This is a genomic window from Aquihabitans sp. G128 (assembly GCF_019048865.1).
Lineage (GTDB): Bacteria > Actinomycetota > Acidimicrobiia > Acidimicrobiales > Iamiaceae > Aquihabitans.
In genome coordinates this window covers 3,208,752-3,224,429 of the sequence record NZ_CP077604.1, presented here as the reverse complement: position 1 = coordinate 3,224,429, position 15,678 = coordinate 3,208,752, and the positions used below count along the sequence as shown (strand labels likewise).

Below are 15,678 nucleotides of genomic sequence, written 5' to 3'. Positions count from 1 at the left end.
CGCCCGCCTGGGGTCGGCCAGACTGCACCGATGGGTGATCTGGCGCGAGGGGACTTCGGGGACGACTTCACGTGGGGGGTGGCCCACGCCGCCTACCAGGTGGAGGGGGCGTGGGACGCCGACGGCAAGGGCCCGTCGATCTGGGACACCTTCACCCACGGCAAGGGCCGCATCCGCGACCACAGCACCGGCGACGTGGCGTGCGACTTCTACCACCGCTCCGCCGAGGACACCGCGCTCGTGCGCGAGCTCGGCTTCGACGCCCAGCGCTTCTCGATCTCCTGGCCCCGCGTGCTCCCCGAGGGCACCGGCCGGGTCAACGCCAAGGGCCTCGACTTCTACGACCGGGTGGTCGACGAGTGCCTCGAGGCCGGCGTCGAGCCCTGGGTCACGCTCTACCACTGGGACCTGCCCGAGGCGCTGCACCAGCGCGGCGGCTGGGCCAACCGCGACGTCGTCGGCTGGTTCGGCGAGTACGTCGACGTCGTGGCCGAGCGGCTCGGCGACCGGGTGCAGGACTGGATGGTGTTCAACGAGCCGTGCAGCTTCCTGCTCGTCGGCTACCTGGCCGGCGTGCACGCCCCCGGCGTCCGCAGCCTGCGGAAGTTCCTGGCGGCCACCCACCACGTGAACCTGTGCCAGTCGGTGGGTGCCTCGGCGCTGCGGGCCCGCATCCCCGACGCCAACGTCGGGACCACGCACATCATCACCCCGCCGCGGACGAAGCAGGACCGGCCCAAGGACCGCAAGGCCCGGGCCGCCATCGACGCCTTCGCCAACCGCATCTTCATCGAGCCCAACCTCGGCCTCGGCTACCCCACCGAGGCGGCCGGGCTGCTGCGCGGCATCGAGAAGCACCTCAAGCCGGGCGACGACGACGCGCTGAAGGTCGACTGGGACTTCCTGGGCGTGCAGTACTACCAGCGCCAGCTGGTGAAGCCGGCGCCCATCCCGGGCCTGCACGCCATCCCCTGGATGAGCAAGGACCACCGCCGCTACGAGATCACCGCCATGGGCTGGGAGGTCCAGCCCGACGGGCTCTACGAGGCGCTGGCCAAGGTCCACGCCTACGATCCCGACCTCCGCCTCGTGGTCACCGAGAACGGCGCGGCGTTCCCCGACCGGCTCGAGGGCGGCCGGGTCCACGACGAGCGGCGCACCGCCTTCTACCGGGCCCACCTGGCCGAGGTGCGCCGGGCCCAGGCCGACGGCATCCCGGTCGACGGCTACTTCTGCTGGTCGCTGATGGACAACTTCGAGTGGGCCGAGGGCTACGTCCCCCGCTTCGGCCTCACCCACATCGACTTCGCCACCCAGCAGCGCACGGTCAAGGACAGCGGCCGCTGGTTCCAGCGGTTCCTCGCCGCCACCGCCACCGCCACCGACGCCGACTGACCGACCCGATGTCAGCCCGCTACGAGGGCTCGTGGCCGGGGAGGACGCACATGGTGTCGAGGCCGAGGACGTGGTTGAGGCGGCCGAAGGCCAGCCAGCTGCCGAGGCACATGCTCAGCTCCACGATCTGGCGCTGGTCGTAGGCCGCGGTCATGCGACCCCAGAACTCGTCGTCCAGGCCGTGGTGGTCGAGGGCGTAGCGCTCGGCGTACTCGGCGGCGAGGCGGGTGCGGTCGTCGAACGCGTCGGTGGTGCGCCAGTCCTCGACGGCCTGGGGGAAGGCGTCCTCGACCGTCTCGCCGTCGCGGTCGGTGCGCCAGTCCTGGCAGAACAGGCAGCCGTTGATCTGGGCCATGCGGAGCCGCGCCGCCTCGAACTCGCGGAGGCCGAGCGTGGTGTCGTCGTAGACCTTCTGCGAGAAGGTGGCGGCGGCCGGGCCGATGCCGGGGACCAGCTCGCCCCAGACGTACATGATCGGGTGCTTGCCCTCGGGGACGTCGATCTTCATGCGCTGACCTTCTTCTGGAGCTTGCCGATGGCGGGTTGCAGGGGCACGTCGAGGGCGTCGTAGAGACCGGGGCCGGCAGCGCGCAGCCAGCCGATGGCGTTGACCAGCCGGCCGACCGCGGTGGCGTTGCCGCCTGCCGCGCGGTTGCCGCCCTCGTCGGTGGCCTCGACGTTGATCTCGATGCGGGGGCGGCCTTCGATGATCACCTTGTGGGCGCCGTCGCCGCCCTCGGGGGGCATCGGCCAGTCGGTGGCGCACGACGGGTGGATGCGGGTGATGTGCTCCACGACGATCAGCGGCTCGCCGTCGACGATGCCCTGCACCTCGAAGCGCAGCGCCCCTTGGGTGCCGGCCTCGAACGTGCCCATCTGCGGCGTCTCGATCGTGGTCTCGAGCGGTCGGCGCAGCAGCGTCTCGCGGATCTCGTCGAGCTCCACGCCGAGGGCCCGGGCGATGAGGCGGATCTGGCCGCCCCACACCATGGTCGGCACCGTGGCGGCCACCATCGGCGGCTCGTAGTCCATGGGCTGGCCCATGCCGATGAGGTAGCGCACCGAGTCGGGCTGGTCGTAGGTGGTGTAGTCGAAGATCTCCTGGCAGCGGATCTGCTCGACCGTGCTGGCCAGGCCGGTGGCCAGGATCGGGAGGATGTCGTTGCCCCAGCCCGGGTCGATGCCGGAGACGAACAGCGAGCCGCCGCCTTCGGCGATGGCGGCCAGCACGGGGTCGCGCAGCTCCGCGGGCGCCGAGGTGGGGTCGTACAGCGGGTAGATCGACGGCGTCACCACCGTCGCCCCCGCTCGGATGGCACGGGTGATGTCGGCGAGGGCGTCATCCGGTCGGATGTCGCCCGAGGCGGCGTAGACCACGGCGTCGGCATCGGCCAGGGCTGCCTCGATGTCGGCGGTGGCCGCCACGCCGAGGGTGCGGCCCACGTCGCCGAGGTCGCCGGCGTCGCGCCCGACCTTGGCGGGGTCGTGCACGATCACCCCGGCCAGCTCGAGCGCCGGGTGGGCGTCGACGGCGCGGATGGCGGCCCGCCCCACGTTGCCCGTGCCCCACACGACGGTCCGGCTGGTCCCCTGGTCACCCATCGCGCCGACGATACCGACAATCCGCCCGGCTGTCTGACGGACCGTCAGAAACCCGCCCGCACCCGCCCACCCGTCGAGGACGTGGTGCTCACCGGTCGGGGCAGGCCTCCTCGCCCGGCACCAGGGCCGCCACCACGAGGTTGCGGACCTGGCCGTCGGCGGTCCACGTGGTCGAGCCGTTGGCCAGCGCGGCTGCGTAGGCACGGGCCGCCGCGTCGCCGGTGAGCTCGCCGCACGCACGGGTGGCGCCCGGCTCCCCGGACGTCTCGAGGAACGAGTCGAGCGCCGGGCCGGGCCAGGCGGCGGGAGCGCCGTCGGGGACCTGGCCCTCGGTCGTCAGGTCGACGACGCGGACGTGGTCCGGCGTCCAGGCCGCGAGGTCGCCCGCCAGGTGGGACGCCTCCGACACCAGCCGCTCGAAGGCCTGGCGCCGGCCCAGCTGCGCCTTGCTCAGGCCGTCGGTGAAGTCGCCGCCCAGGAAGTAGGCGCTGGCGGTGAGGGGAGCGGCAGCCGAGCCCTGGAAGGTGGCGCTGGTGGTGGGCCCGTCGGTCACGTTGGGCGTGCCGAAGTCGGTCCCGGCCTCGGTGAAGAGGCCCGACCCCTGCACCTCGCGCACGAACGCCTCCAGCGCGGCGGGTGCCACCCGACCGGTGCGCAGCGGGATGGGCTGGCCGAAGACGTAGCCGTCGCCCGGGCTGGCCACGAACACCCGGCCGTCGCCGTAGATCGTCACCTGGGGGACCTCGGCGGCCACCGCGCCGTAGGGCACGAAGCCGCCCCCCGAGCGCTCCTGCCACACCACCTGGTCGGCCGGCAGGACCAGGGGACCGTCGTCCGGCTCGGTGGTGGGGGTGCTGGGCACCAGCGGGGGCTTAGTGGTGCTCGGGCCGGCCGTGGTCGACGAGCCCTCCCCGCCGGTGCGCACGCCGCCCTCGCTGGCGCCGCACCCCACCGCACCGAGCAGGAGCCCGCCCGCCAGCAACCCGACCACCACCCGATGTGTGTGCACCCCGCTCCGACGTGGTGGTCCCGGCCCTGGTTCCCGACGGTACCGACCCGTCTACGGTTCGGGCCATGACGATCCACGAGCACGTGCTGGCCGGTACCGAGGTGGCCGTCGGGTCGCTCGGCGTGGGGACCTGGGCCTGGGGCGACCGGTCGACCTGGGGCATGGGGACCTACGACACCGCCCTCACCGAGACCACGATCGAGGAGGCCTGGGAGGCGTCCATCGATGCCGGCGCCACCTTCTTCGACACCGCCGAGGTCTACGGCGACGGCGAGAGCGAGCGCATCATCGGCGGCCTGCTGGCGGCCGACCCCGCCCGGGCGGCCAAGGTGCAGCTCGCCACCAAGTTCATGCCGCTGCCGTGGAAGCTGAACGTCAAGGGGGCGCTGCTGTCGTCCCTGCGGGCCTCGCTCGATCGGCTGGGCGTGGCATCGGTCGACCTCTACCAGATCCACGGCCCGATCAGCCTCCGTGGCAAGGGCGCGCTGGCCGAGGCCCTGGCGGCCGCCCACCAGGAGGGCCTGGTCGAGGCGGTCGGGGTGTCGAACTACTCGGCGAAGGAGACCCGAGCCATCCACGCCCAGCTGGCCCAGCGGGGCCTGCCGCTGGCCACCAACCAGATCGAGTTCTCGCTGCTGCGTCGCGGTCCCGAGCTCGGTGGCCTGCTGGGCACCTGCGCCGAGCTGGGCGTGCTGCCGCTGGCCTACTCGCCGCTCGGGCAGGGGCGGCTCACCGGCAAGTACTCGGTGGCCAACCCGCCGCCCGGCAAGCGCAACTTCTCCGCCCACCCGATGGAGGTGGTCGACGGCGTGGTGGCCGAGCTGCGACGCATCGGCGAGGCCAACGGCGGCAAGGCGCCGGGCCAGGTGGCGCTCAACTGGATCATGGCCAAGGGCGCGGTGCCCATCCCCGGGGCGAAGAACCGGGCCCAGGCGCTGGAGAACGCCGGGGCGCTCGGGTGGGAGATCGGCGCCGAGGACCTCGCCGCCCTCGACCGTGCCGCCCTGGCCGGCACCCGCACCCTCGCCAACCGGGTCTGGCAGCACGGCTGAGCCCGACCCGGCGGGGCGGCGTCATGATCGGCGCCGTCTCACGTCCTCATCCCCGTCCGCACGATCGCCGAACGGAGGGGAGCCGAGGTCATGACCGCCACCGATGTCTCCGGCCACCTGGCCGTCCGCCGCTGGCTCGAACCGCCCCGCAACGGTCCCGGCGTCGATCCCCGCTCCGCCTACGTCGACCACTACTGGACCCCGCTGGTGGGCCCCACCGCCACCAGCGTCGCTCGGCTCCTGACCCGCATGGTGGCCCAGGACGCCAGCCGCATCGAGGTGGCCTGGGCGGACCTCGCCACCGGCCTCGGCGTCGTGGGGCCGAACCACCGGGTCGAGCTCGATGCCGCCGTCCGCCGCCTGGCCGACGCAGGCATCGCCGCGGCGGATGGTGACGGCGTCCTCCTCGTCCGGTCCGAGCTGCCGTACCTCGACCAGGAGCAGGTCGATCGCCTGCCGGTCACGCTCCAGGTGGCCCACGGCGCGTCGTTCGCCCTCCGGGCCGATGCCACGCCCGGGGCCCCGCCGGCGCAGCTCGGCCCGAACGCCCGCCTCCTGAGCCTGGCCGCCACCATCGACGAGATCCTCACCAACCCCGAGCTCGCGCCGCGCCAGCTGGCCTACCGCTGGCAGCACGTCGTCCGGCTCGCCGAGGAGTCGCGAGACGAGGCCATCCTCGAGTGGGCGCCGGCCCACCTGGAGGCCACCCTCGCCGAGGGCCAGCAACGCGCCCAGGCCATGAGCGAGTCCGTCTGGGCCTCGCAGCACGCCCTGGCCACGCGCGGGGCCCTCCCCGCCACTTGTCGCTCCTGCCTGTCCGATGCCGCCGCCGGCGTCATCGATTGGCTGGTCTCCGAATTCCCGCCGTCCACCGAGAGCTGGGTGCTGGACCACCCGGACCTCTGACGGCCACGCCCGGCCGGTCCCGACCCACTCCCCCCGGCTCGGGGCCGGCCCCCCCTCCCACCGGTCCTCGCTCGGACCGCCCGCTGAGCGGGGACCGGTGGACCCGTCGACGCACCCCGGGTCGGTCCGCCCGCTGGCCCGGGGTCGTCGTGCCCGGCGCAACCTGGTTCGACCCGCTCGCTCGCCGGGGTAGGGGCCGCTCCAGCCGCACCGCTCCCCGTGCGGCGGACTAGGGGAACCCGATGACCACCCTCACGGTGACCGGCGCCCGCGCCGACGCCAACGTCGAACGGCTGGGCCGCGTGGCCATCGCCACCCAGGGCGTGCTCTACGGCGTGGTCGGCCTGCTGGCCGTGCAGGTCTCGCAGGGCGACGACGAGGCCAAGCCCAGCCAGAAGGGCGCCATCCAGACGGTGGCCCACCAGCCCTACGGCCGGGTCCTCCTGCTGGTCCTGGTGGTCGGGCTCGTGGCCCACCTGGGTTGGCGGCTGGTGCTCGCCGTCCGTGGCGAGGTGGGCGACGACGAGGACTCGAAGTCGGCGGCCAAGCGGGCCGGCAACGTCGGCCGGGCGGCCATCTACGCCAGCTTCACGCTGGTCGCCGTGCGGCTGCTCACGTCCTCGTCGGGCGGGTCGGCCTCGGGTTCCGGGGGGGTCCGGCGGCTCCGGCGAGAGCGAGCGCCACTCCACCGCCGTGGTCCTGTCGTGGCCGCTGGGCCCGTGGCTGGTGGTGGCGGCCGGCCTGGTGGTCATCGGCACGGGGCTCTGGAACGGTCGTCGGGCGGTGACCCGCTCGTTCCTCGACGCGCTGGACCTGGGCCGGCTGTCGCCCGGTCGGCGTCGTGCCGTCGAGCTGCTGGGCGTGGCCGGGTACCTCGCCCGGTTCGGGGCCTTCGCCCTCGTCGGCTGGTTCCTGGTCGACGCCGGCCTCCAGCACGACCCGGACGAGACCCGTGGCCTCGACCAGGCCCTGCGCGAGCTGGCCACCACCAGCCAGGGCCCCCGCCTGCTGCTGGCGCTGGCCGTGGGGCTGGTGCTCTTCGGCGTGTACCGCGTGCTCGACGCCACGTTCCGCAAGTCCTCGGAGCTGACCCACGCATGAGCTCGGCGCGGGAGTCGTCGGCCGACGCGCCGCCGGGCACCGCCGACCGCCGGTCGGCTGGTAGCCACGGGGGCATCGACCTGCCCCGCCGTGCGCGCCCGCCTCGACCCCGCCGAGCGCTACGGCCTCCGGCTCACGCTGGTGGGCGTGGCCTTCGTGCTGGTGGCCATCCCGTTCGCCACCCTGACCTTCCAGGTGCTCGACGGCGGTGGCCTCACCCGCGCCGACGGGCACGTGGCCGATTCGCTCAACCGCTGGGTGCACGGTCGGGCGGGGGCGGTCGGCGTGCTGCAGGCCATCAGCTGGCTGGGCCGCCCGCCGCTCCTCGCGGCGGTCGTGCTGTTCACCGTCGTCCTGGTCTGGCGCCCGGGGCACCGTCGGCGTTGCGTGTACCTCGTGGTGACCTCGCTGGGCGGCGGCATCGTCGACACCCTCGTGAAGGCGGCGGTCGACCGGCCCCGCCCGGTGGTCGACCACCCGGTCGCCACGGCGCTCGGCAAGAGCTTCCCCTCGGGCCACGCCATGTCCTCGACGGTCACCTACGGCGCCCTGCTCATCGCCATCTGGCCGTGGCTCCCGCACCGCCTGCGCCGGGTGGGCTCGGTGGCGGTGGTGGTGCTGGTCCTCCTGGTGGGCACGTCGCGCCTCTTCCTGGGCGTGCACTTCGTGTCCGACGTGGTGGGCGGCTACGTGCTGGGCCTGGCGTGGCTGGCCGCCGCCACCGCGGTGTTCGCGGTGTGGCGCCAGGAGGAGCCGGTGGCCGCCATCGACGCCGACGAGGACCCCGCAGGCGCCCCTTCGGCCTGATGCGCCGCGGTGCGAGCGAGGTCCGCTACCGCGAGCCGATGGCCTCGTCGGCCTCGAGCCGGGCGGCGAGGCCCACCAGCGCGCCGTGCAGCCGGCGGGCGTCGTCAGGCTCGAGGCCCATGCCCGAGAAGAGCTCCAGGGGGACCTCGGCCAGCTCGGCGCGCAGCGCCAGGCCCTCGGGGGTGAGGGCCACGAGGACCCGTCGCTCGTCGGCGGTGTCGCGGGTGCGGCGGACGTGGCCGAGGCCTTCGAGCCGCTTGAGCAGCGGGGTGAGGGTGCCGCTGTCGAGGTGGAGCCGGCCGCCGACCTCGCCGACGGTGAAGGGCCGGTCGGGCTCCTCCCACAGCACCAGCAGCACGAGGTACTGCGGGTAGGTCAGGCCGCTGGCCTCCAGCAGGGGGCCGTAGCTGCGCACCACCGCCCGGCTGGCCCGGTGGAGGGCGAAGCACAGCTGCCGGTCCAGCTCGAGCTGCTCGTAGGTCGACGCCATGGCGGCAGGCTACCAGGAAGAAGTGGTTGCACAATTCGATCGTGCACGACATGATGGCGGGACCCAACCGCAGGAGTGCACCATGCAGACCCTCTACACCGCCGTCGCCACCGCCACCGGGGACGGCCGCAACGGCCACGCCACCTCCGAGGACGGGATCGTCGACGTCGACCTGCGCATCCCCAAGGAGATGGGCGGCCCGGGCGGCGCCACCAACCCCGAGCAGCTCTTCGCCGCCGGCTACGCAGCCTGCTTCCACTCGGCGCTCAAGGTGGTGGCCGGCCAGGACGAGCTCGACGTGAACGGCACCGAGGTGTCGGCCAGCGTCGGCATCGGCGCCCTGGACGACGGCGGGTTCGGCCTGGAGGTCGAGCTCGACGTGACCGTGCCCAACCTGGACCGCGAGGCGGCCGAGGCGCTGGTGGCCCGGGCCCACCAGGTGTGCCCCTACTCCAACGCCACCCGCGGGAACATCGAGGTCACGCTCACCGTCGTGTGACGAGCGGTCCGGGACCGTCGCGACCCGCCTGCAGGCCGGGCGTCGCAGCGGTCCCGGCGCCGTTCGCGGCCCGTTCGCGGCGGGGTGGTTCCCTTCGACGGTCAACGTCGTCCCCCACCTCGAGGTGACCGTGAGCCCGCTGTCCGAACCCCAGACCGAGGCGCCCCGCTCGCCGGGCCGCCGCCGCACCCGCCGCGCCGCCTTCGTGGCCGTGGCCTGCGCCGCCGCCCTCGTCGCGTCGGCCTGCATGCCCGGCGACTTCGTCAAGCACAAGGCCGGCAGCTACTGGGTGTGGTTCGGTCCCAAGGACTACATCGCCAGCTACAGCACCTACGGCATCGACATCGGCTCGCCCAACGGCGCCGACGCCGTGGCCCACACGTTCGGCACCGTGATCTGCTCGTCCGCCTCGACCCTGGCCGGTTCGGTGGCGGCCTACTTCCCGGCCCGGCGAGCCTCGGTGCGTGACACCTCGGGCCTGTCGAACTGGAAGACCACCAGCGCGACGACCCCGAAGCAGCTGCCGTCGGGCACCTACGGGCCGAACTACTTCCGCCAGGAGATCACCTTCACCGGTACCGCGGGCGGCCGGGCCTACCAGGGCGAGGCGACGCTGGACTACGCCCTGCCGGACACCACCTACTGCTTCCAGCGCCTGAAGTACCGGGCGACCCTGCAGAGCACGTTCAAGACGTCGATGCCCCGCCTGCGGGCCATCCAGGAGAACATCATCTACTCCGGTCCAGGGGCTTGCGACCCCGAGGAGCCGGACGACCCGTGCCCCGGCTGACCCGCAGCTGAGGCACCACCCTGGGGCCCGCGCCCCGGATGGACGGGGCCCGCGCCCGCGCCCGCTCCTCGGAGCGGGCGCGGGCCTTCGTCGTGGACGGGCCGGCGCGGTCAGCGCTTCACGCTGACCCGCACCCAGTCGACCTCGTAGGTGGTGGTGGCCGGGTCGGCCCAGTCGACCCGGCGGATGCCGGTCGTGGTGCAGGCGGGGATGGTGCCGCCCTGGGAGCAGCGGCCCAGGCTCGGGAGCACCCCGAGCTGGCCATCGGGGTCGCCGACCCAGCGGCCTCCGACCGCCTGGTTGACGGCGATGTCGAACGTGGCGTCGGCCGGTGCGGCGTCGGCCCAGCGGTGGGTGGTGTCGACGTAGGAGAACGTCGGCTTGGCATCGAGCGTGAAGGCGAACCGCACGTCGTCGCGGGCGCCGTCGCCGTCGGCGTCCACGCGGGAGATCTCGACGCCCCAGGTGTGCCAGCCGGGGGTGGCGGTGGGGGCCTCGAACGCCGTGCTCCGCTTGGCGACGTTGGCCACGCCGTCGAGGTGCAGCGTCTGCGTGGTGGCGCCCGGGGTGGCCGAGTGGAAGTACTCCATGACGTCGACCTCGGCGGTGGAGGCGCCGTTGCGGTGGCGGAGCCAGAACGCCGGCCAGATGCCCTGGGCGTGGGGGACCTTGGCCCGGATCTCGTACTTGGCCTCGAGCGGGTAGTAGGTGCCGGTCTCCCGGGAGCCGATGAACCCGGAGGTGTAGTGGTCGGTGGGAGCGTTCGGGCAGGTGGCGTCCTCGTGCTTCGGCGCGATCCGGAGCCTGCCCCCGCCCACCGCGACGTTGGCGGGGGTCAGGCAGGCGACCTCGGCGTTCCCGTCGCCGTAGGTGTTGTGGTACGGCTTCCACCGGGTGGCATCGAGGGTGGAGCCGGAGAACTCGTCACCGCCGACGACCCGCCAGGTCGGCCCACCCGACGGTGCCGTGGTCGTGGTGGTGGGAGCCGTCGTCGTCGCGGTGGGGGTCGTCGGCGTCGGCGTCGGCTCGCACGCGGCGAACGCGGCGAGGAGCGGCAGCGCGGCGACGGCCAGCAGGCGGCGGCGCGCTCGGCGCGGCTGGGCTCGGTCGGTGGTGGTGGTGGGGGTGGGGGTTTCGGACATGGGGTGCTCCGCTCTTCGATTGCGACGAAGCGGACAACGCCGAGGCGGCGTCGGCATGACGGCGGGCCGCGGATCGGCGCCGAGCGGGGCCGACGTCGGCCCGTCCGGTCGACGCCGTGCCGGCCGTCACCGGAGCCGTTCGTCATGGCCGTGGGCCCCGGCCGCTCCTGCCTCGGCCCGACCCCCGCGAGGAGCGACCCATGACCGAAGCCGCCGACCGCACCGCCCCCGGCCGATCCGTCCCGCCGGCCCTCGTCGAGGCGTCGGCCCGAGCCCGGGCCCTGCTCGACGCGGTGCGGGGTCGGGGCGAGCCACGCTCGCCCGGGTCGGCGAGCTCGGACGGCGGCGTGCCGGCCGGCAGACCCCTCGTCTACGAGGTGGTCGGGGTGGTGGCGCTGGTGGTGGTGCTGCTGGCGGTGGTCCTCTCCGCCACGCCGCTGCTGCGGTGAGCAGCGAGCGGGCCGGCCGGGTCCGGCCTGCCGGTCACCCGGCGGGTGGTTGGAGCGCGGTGGGCAGCGGGGGCTCCGACGCCGGGCCGTCGGCCACCGCCCCGGGGTCCACCAGCTCGGTGCACGACCGGGTCATCGCCGTGTGGCCCACGCCGCTGGCCAGGTGGTCCTCGCCCAGGTAGCGCAAGCGGCGGGCGAGGAGCTCCGGGTGGGTGGCGGAGGTGCGGTGGCTGCCCATGCCCATGCCGACGATGAACATCGTGTAGCTGCGCATGCGGAGGCCGGCGATGAGGCGGAACCCGCTGGCCTGCAGCAGCGCCGCGGTCTGCATGTCGGCCACCTGGAGCCCCTCCAGGACGGGCTGGCGCACCCGTTCGAGCACCGCCCGGCTGGTGAGGACGTCGACGAGGCCGAGGTGCACGGTGGCCTCGGGGAACCGCTGGGGATCCATGAACCAGGCGTTCATGCGGGCGAAGAGCGGCATCGGGTGGCTGAAGTCCCCGGAGGCGTTGGACTGGAACACCTCGAGGAGGATGCGGGCGAAGGCGCCGCGCACCCGCTGGACGCTCTCCAAGAACAGGTCGGCGTTGAGGTCGGCCGGCGTGTTCCACCGGCCGTACAGGGAGCGCTCCGAGACGCCCAGAGAGCGGGCCAGGACGCCCATGTCGACCACTCGTCGACCGCCGTCGTGCTCCGGGTCGACGTCGAGGGTGCCGTCGGCGACCGCCGCGGCGACGCGCGGCGGCAGCACCGTGGGCGCAGGTCCATCGGCCGCACCGGGCTGGCCGTCCGTGGTGCGCAGCGGGGTGTCGTCGCCCTCGGCCTCGACGAGCAGGAACTCGATGATGCGCCCTGCCGTCTGCGTCACCTCCTCGGCCAGGTCGGGGGCCATGGGGGCGCCGGGGTCGGGGGCGAACTGAGCGCACATCAGGTGCATGCCCTCCACGAGGGCGATCACGGCCACGGCGATGTCGGTCCACGGCCCGGAGGTCGTCGGGCCCCACTCGCGGCGCAGGCGACCGGTGAGGTCGGCGAGGTGGCCCCGTTCCCACGTCGCCAGCGCGTCGTGGGCTGCGGTGCCGCTCCAGGTGGCCACGGAGGCCCGGGTCAACACCCCGGCGGCGGAGCCCGGCGAGGCGAGCGCTCGGCGCAGCGCATCGAGGAACGGTGCGCCGTCGTCGCGGCAGACCTGGGCGTGCCAGCCGGTGGCGGGGGTGCTCCGGTGCACGGCGAGGTCGGCGGCCATGGCGGCCGAGGTCGGCCACAGGCGGTACAGGTGCGTGCGGGACATGCCCAACGCCTTCGCGGCCGCAGCCAGGCTGACCGACCTCCCGTCGGTCACCGGGCCGTGCTTGGCGAGCTGCTCGTAGGCCGCATCCAGCCACGCGACCTGCCCTCGCCCTCGACCGCCCTCGGTGCCGCTCATTCCATCCCTCCGATGGGTGACCCTCCCGCACCGAACAGGATGCCGAGCCGGGCCCCCGACGTCCAGCAGCTCCGATCCCCGGCGACGTCGGCGGCGGTGCTCGGCGTCGTCGACGCCGGGTGCTGAGGTCGTCCGGGTCCACGACATCCCCAGCCTGGCGAGGGGCGCGATGCCACGGCTCGTCCCCGAGCCCGGCCGCGATGGCGACGAGCTGGTGTTCCGCGCCTGGTCCTCCCCGGCGACCCGGCGGGCCGCTCAGATCGCTCGCGCGGCGCGCAGCCGGGACTGCAGCACCGGCGCCTGGCCGATGGCTGCCCAGTACCAGGCCCAGCTGAGCGAGCCGTCGACGACGTCGAGGGCGACGGCCATGGCGTAGGGGGCGTCGGCGATGAGCTCGAAGCGGATGCCGTCGTGGACGAAGCGCAGCTCGTCGGGAAGCTCCGAGATCGCCGTCGCCAGCTGGAGCCCGTGCGGCCCGACGGCGAGCACCGCTCGCTCACGGTGCAGGAGGCCACGCCCGGGGGCCCAGGCCTCGTAGTCGAGCTCGACGGCCTCCGGTCGGGCCACCACCTCGACCCTCCCGGCGAAGGGCCCGCTCTCGGCGCCGTCGCCCGGCCCCCAGTACGTGCCCGCAGCGCGCTGCCACGACTCGAGGGCGGACGGGTCGACATCGGTGGTTCCCATGGCATGCACGACCCGCCGCGACCCCCGCCGTGACGCGACAGCCCCTCGCCTCCCGCCAGGCGCCCGACGGTGAAGGGCTCCTTCGTCGTCCGGGCCGAGGCCGGCGTCATCGTCGGGGCCGCTCGAGGTTCACCAGGAGCGGCGACAGCGAACCACCTCCCGCCCGGTCGTGGCGACGCTCGCCGCCTCGCCGATGAAGCCCCCCCCTAGGTGTAGTGACCCGGTAGGTCGTTGACGCGGCTGATGGGTGGGCCGCCGACGGCGGTGTGGTGCCGGTGATGGTTGTAGAGGTGGAGCCAGTCGTCCAGGGCTGCGGTTCTGGTGGCGTTGTCCGGCCAGGGCTGCACGTAGGCCCACTCGTCTAGGAAGGTGCGGTTGAACCGCTCGACCTTGCCGTTGATCTGAGGCGAGTAGGGCGGGATCGACCAGTGCCGAGCACCGGCCTCGCCGATCGCGTCTTGGAAGCGGGCGCAGAGGTACGCCTTGGCGTTGTCGGTCATGACCCCGGTGACATCGATGCCGTGGTCCGCGTAGAAGGCTCTCGCCCTGCGCCAGAACGCGACGCAGGTGTCGGCCTTCTCGTCAGGGTGGATCTCGCTGTAGGCGAGCCGGGACTGGTCATCGACCGCTGAGTGGATGAAGTCCCATCCTGGGCCACGCTTGCGGTTCGGGCGGCTCTCTCGGCCGTGGACCCGCCAACCGCCGCCGTCGGGAACCCGGCCAAGCTTCTTCACGTCGACATGCACCAGCTCGCCCGGCACGCTCCGTTCATAGCGACGGATCACCCGACCTGTCGGCCGGTCCATCCACGCGAGGCGGTTCAGACCGAGCCGACACAGCACCCGGTGGACCGTCGACGCCGGGACCCCGAGCCGGGCGGCGATGCGCACCGGACCGAGCTTCAGTGTCCGCCGGAGGTCCTCGATTGCGGACTCGAGCTCGACGGGGCTGCGATGCGGACACGACCGGGGCCGGCTCGAACGGTCGATGAGGCCGGCTTCGCCGTCGTCTTGCCACCGCCGCCACCACTTGTACGCGGTCGGGCGGGAGATCCCCATCTCCGCAGCCACATGGGCGACTGGTCGGCCAGATTCGATCCGCATCACCAACGTGAGCCGGCCAACGGGCGTGAGCCGAGCGTTACCGTGCACTTCGAGCCTCCTGGTTCGAGCGTGGGTCCTAGACAGCTCCACACTCGCCCAGGGGGCTCACTTCATGCTCGGACCGGTGTCAACAAGGTCCGTGGTCACTACACCTAGGGGGGGCGCGTCGGCCTGGGACGTGCCCGGACACCCCTCCTGCCCGCTGGGGTGTCCGGGCCCGCCCATCGCCCTCCCGCTACGCGGCGGGGACCCTGGCCCGTCCGCCCCGACCACGCGCCGGCGGGCGCAGCGGGCTCAGGGCAGGAGGTCGACCGGCTCGCCGTACTGGAGGACCCGGTAGCGATCGCCGAGCTCGGCGCGCAGCGCGGCCTCGGCAGCGGTGACGTCGAACGCCGGGATGATCGGCGGGAGCAGCGGGTCGTGGTGGCAGAGCACCACCCGGGGCGACCCGAGCACGCGAGCCTCCTCGACGAGGAACTCGCCCATGGAGCCCTGGTGCGGTTCGCCGTCGACGTTGGGCCGTCCGGCGGCGGCGAGGATGGCGACGTCCGGACGCTCGGTGGCGAAGATGCCGTGCCAGTAGCCCGAGCTGGCCGAGACCAGCAGCGAGCCGCTGGGCGTCTCGAGCACGTAGGCCAGCTGGCCGCCGTCGCGGTGCGACGCGTGGCCCTCGTGCTGCTCGAAGTAGTCGCGGATCGGTTCCGACAGCGTCGGCAGCAGCTCGTTGAGGCCGTCGGTGCGCTGCTTGCGCTCCTGGGCGCTCACCCCGAGGTCGCCCAGGCACGAGGCGCCGCTGTCCGCTCCGGAGGCGGCGAACAGGCAGGAGTGCAACGCCGGCAGGACCCGCACGCGGACCTCGCCTCCGCAGTCGACCGTCTCCCCGCCCGACACCGCCAGCACCTGCTCCTCGGGCACGCCGTTGTCGCCCATCAGGTGCGCCACCTCGTGGTTGCCCACGACGGTGGCGCCCGTCGCCCGGGCGATGAGGTCGGCGCCGAGGACGTGGTCGAAGTGGGCATGGGAGATGAAGAGGAAGTCGGCTTCGGCCACCTCGGCGGCCGCGAGCCCGACGGGCGGCACCTCGGGCGCCTTGTCCAGGTAGGTGTCGAAGAAGATCGTCAGGTCCCCGACGCGCACCCGGAAGGTCGCGCACCCGAACCACTCCACGGTCACGCCCATCGCAGCCACCCCATCACCAGCGGACCGTACCAACGCCCGATCGA

General features: G+C 73.7%; 17 protein-coding genes and 1 pseudogene. 9 read left to right on the top strand and 9 right to left on the bottom strand.

Annotated features, from left to right (window positions below; all coding sequences use genetic code 11):
• Positions 1-30: 30 nt before the first annotated feature.
• Entirely contained in the window at positions 31-1,395 is a 1,365-nt protein-coding gene (locus tag KSP35_RS15435) for a GH1 family beta-glucosidase (RefSeq protein WP_216996713.1), read from the top strand.
• Positions 1,396-1,414: 19 nt separating this feature from the next.
• Here the strand turns inward: KSP35_RS15435 and KSP35_RS15430 are convergent, their stop codons facing one another.
• The 3 genes from KSP35_RS15430 to KSP35_RS15420 form a co-directional block, all read right to left on the bottom strand.
• Entirely contained in the window at positions 1,415-1,903 is a 489-nt protein-coding gene (locus KSP35_RS15430; protein WP_216996712.1) for a carboxymuconolactone decarboxylase family protein, read from the bottom strand.
• Positions 1,900-2,997: a hypothetical protein gene (locus tag KSP35_RS15425; protein ID WP_216996711.1), complete on the bottom strand. Its 1,098-nt coding sequence runs from the start codon at positions 2,995-2,997 to the stop codon at positions 1,900-1,902. The genes KSP35_RS15430 and KSP35_RS15425 overlap by 4 nt, the downstream gene beginning before the upstream one ends.
• Positions 2,998-3,085: 88 nt before the next feature.
• The gene (locus KSP35_RS15420) at positions 3,086-3,991 is read right to left on the bottom strand and encodes a hypothetical protein (protein WP_216996710.1); all 906 of its coding nucleotides are present in this window, start codon (positions 3,989-3,991) and stop codon (positions 3,086-3,088) included.
• An 80-nt stretch (positions 3,992-4,071) separates the two neighbouring features.
• On the opposite strand from KSP35_RS15420, the gene KSP35_RS15415 reads away from it, so the two are divergent.
• From KSP35_RS15415 to KSP35_RS15395, 5 genes and pseudogenes are all read left to right on the top strand, one after another.
• Positions 4,072-5,058 carry an aldo/keto reductase gene (locus tag KSP35_RS15415; RefSeq protein WP_216996709.1) on the top strand — a complete coding sequence of 329 codons (987 nt, stop codon included), beginning with the start codon at positions 4,072-4,074 and terminating at the stop codon, positions 5,056-5,058.
• A gap of 90 nt (positions 5,059-5,148) precedes the next feature.
• Positions 5,149-5,964: a hypothetical protein gene (locus KSP35_RS15410; protein ID WP_216996708.1), complete on the top strand. Its 816-nt coding sequence runs from the start codon at positions 5,149-5,151 to the stop codon at positions 5,962-5,964.
• 242 nt (positions 5,965-6,206) lie between these two features.
• Positions 6,207-6,458 (top strand): annotated as a pseudogene (locus tag KSP35_RS26010) (DUF1206 domain-containing protein); the annotation flags it as partial.
• Between the two features lie 199 nt (positions 6,459-6,657).
• Positions 6,658-7,065, top strand: coding sequence for a DUF1206 domain-containing protein (locus KSP35_RS15400; protein WP_254126795.1), 408 nt, complete (start codon positions 6,658-6,660; stop codon positions 7,063-7,065).
• Positions 7,066-7,155: 90 nt separating this feature from the next.
• The gene (locus KSP35_RS15395) at positions 7,156-7,872 is read left to right on the top strand and encodes a phosphatase PAP2 family protein (protein ID WP_216996706.1); all 717 of its coding nucleotides are present in this window, start codon (positions 7,156-7,158) and stop codon (positions 7,870-7,872) included.
• Between the two features lie 25 nt (positions 7,873-7,897).
• Here KSP35_RS15395 and KSP35_RS15390 read toward each other — a convergent pair whose 3' ends face one another.
• A complete protein-coding gene (locus KSP35_RS15390) occupies positions 7,898-8,362 on the bottom strand; it encodes a MarR family winged helix-turn-helix transcriptional regulator (protein ID WP_216996705.1) in 465 nt (154 codons plus the stop codon).
• Positions 8,363-8,444: 82 nt separating this feature from the next.
• Between KSP35_RS15390 and KSP35_RS15385 the strand changes: the two genes are divergently transcribed.
• Positions 8,445-8,861 (top strand): organic hydroperoxide resistance protein, encoded by a 417-nt coding sequence (locus KSP35_RS15385; protein ID WP_254126794.1) that lies wholly within the window; start codon positions 8,445-8,447, stop codon positions 8,859-8,861.
• A gap of 130 nt (positions 8,862-8,991) precedes the next feature.
• Entirely contained in the window at positions 8,992-9,651 is a 660-nt protein-coding gene (locus KSP35_RS15380; RefSeq protein WP_216996703.1) for a hypothetical protein, read from the top strand.
• A 110-nt stretch (positions 9,652-9,761) separates the two neighbouring features.
• Here KSP35_RS15380 and KSP35_RS15375 read toward each other — a convergent pair whose 3' ends face one another.
• A complete protein-coding gene (locus KSP35_RS15375; RefSeq protein WP_216996702.1) occupies positions 9,762-10,793 on the bottom strand; it encodes a family 16 glycosylhydrolase in 1,032 nt (343 codons plus the stop codon).
• A gap of 200 nt (positions 10,794-10,993) precedes the next feature.
• Between KSP35_RS15375 and KSP35_RS15370 the strand changes: the two genes are divergently transcribed.
• Positions 10,994-11,242, top strand: coding sequence for a hypothetical protein (locus KSP35_RS15370; RefSeq protein WP_216996701.1), 249 nt, complete (start codon positions 10,994-10,996; stop codon positions 11,240-11,242).
• 34 nt (positions 11,243-11,276) lie between these two features.
• On the opposite strand, the gene KSP35_RS15365 is transcribed toward KSP35_RS15370, so the two are convergent.
• From KSP35_RS15365 to KSP35_RS15350, 4 genes are all read right to left on the bottom strand, one after another.
• Complete coding sequence (locus KSP35_RS15365; RefSeq protein ID WP_216996700.1) at positions 11,277-12,668, bottom strand: TetR/AcrR family transcriptional regulator; 1,392 nt, start codon at positions 12,666-12,668, stop codon at positions 11,277-11,279.
• 255 nt (positions 12,669-12,923) lie between these two features.
• Positions 12,924-13,352 carry a hypothetical protein gene (locus KSP35_RS15360; RefSeq protein ID WP_216996699.1) on the bottom strand — a complete coding sequence of 143 codons (429 nt, stop codon included), beginning with the start codon at positions 13,350-13,352 and terminating at the stop codon, positions 12,924-12,926.
• 206 nt (positions 13,353-13,558) lie between these two features.
• Positions 13,559-14,455 (bottom strand): IS481 family transposase, encoded by an 897-nt coding sequence (locus KSP35_RS15355; protein ID WP_254126793.1) that lies wholly within the window; start codon positions 14,453-14,455, stop codon positions 13,559-13,561.
• A gap of 294 nt (positions 14,456-14,749) precedes the next feature.
• Entirely contained in the window at positions 14,750-15,634 is an 885-nt protein-coding gene (locus KSP35_RS15350; RefSeq protein ID WP_216996697.1) for an MBL fold metallo-hydrolase, read from the bottom strand.
• Positions 15,635-15,678: the final 44 nt, after the last annotated feature.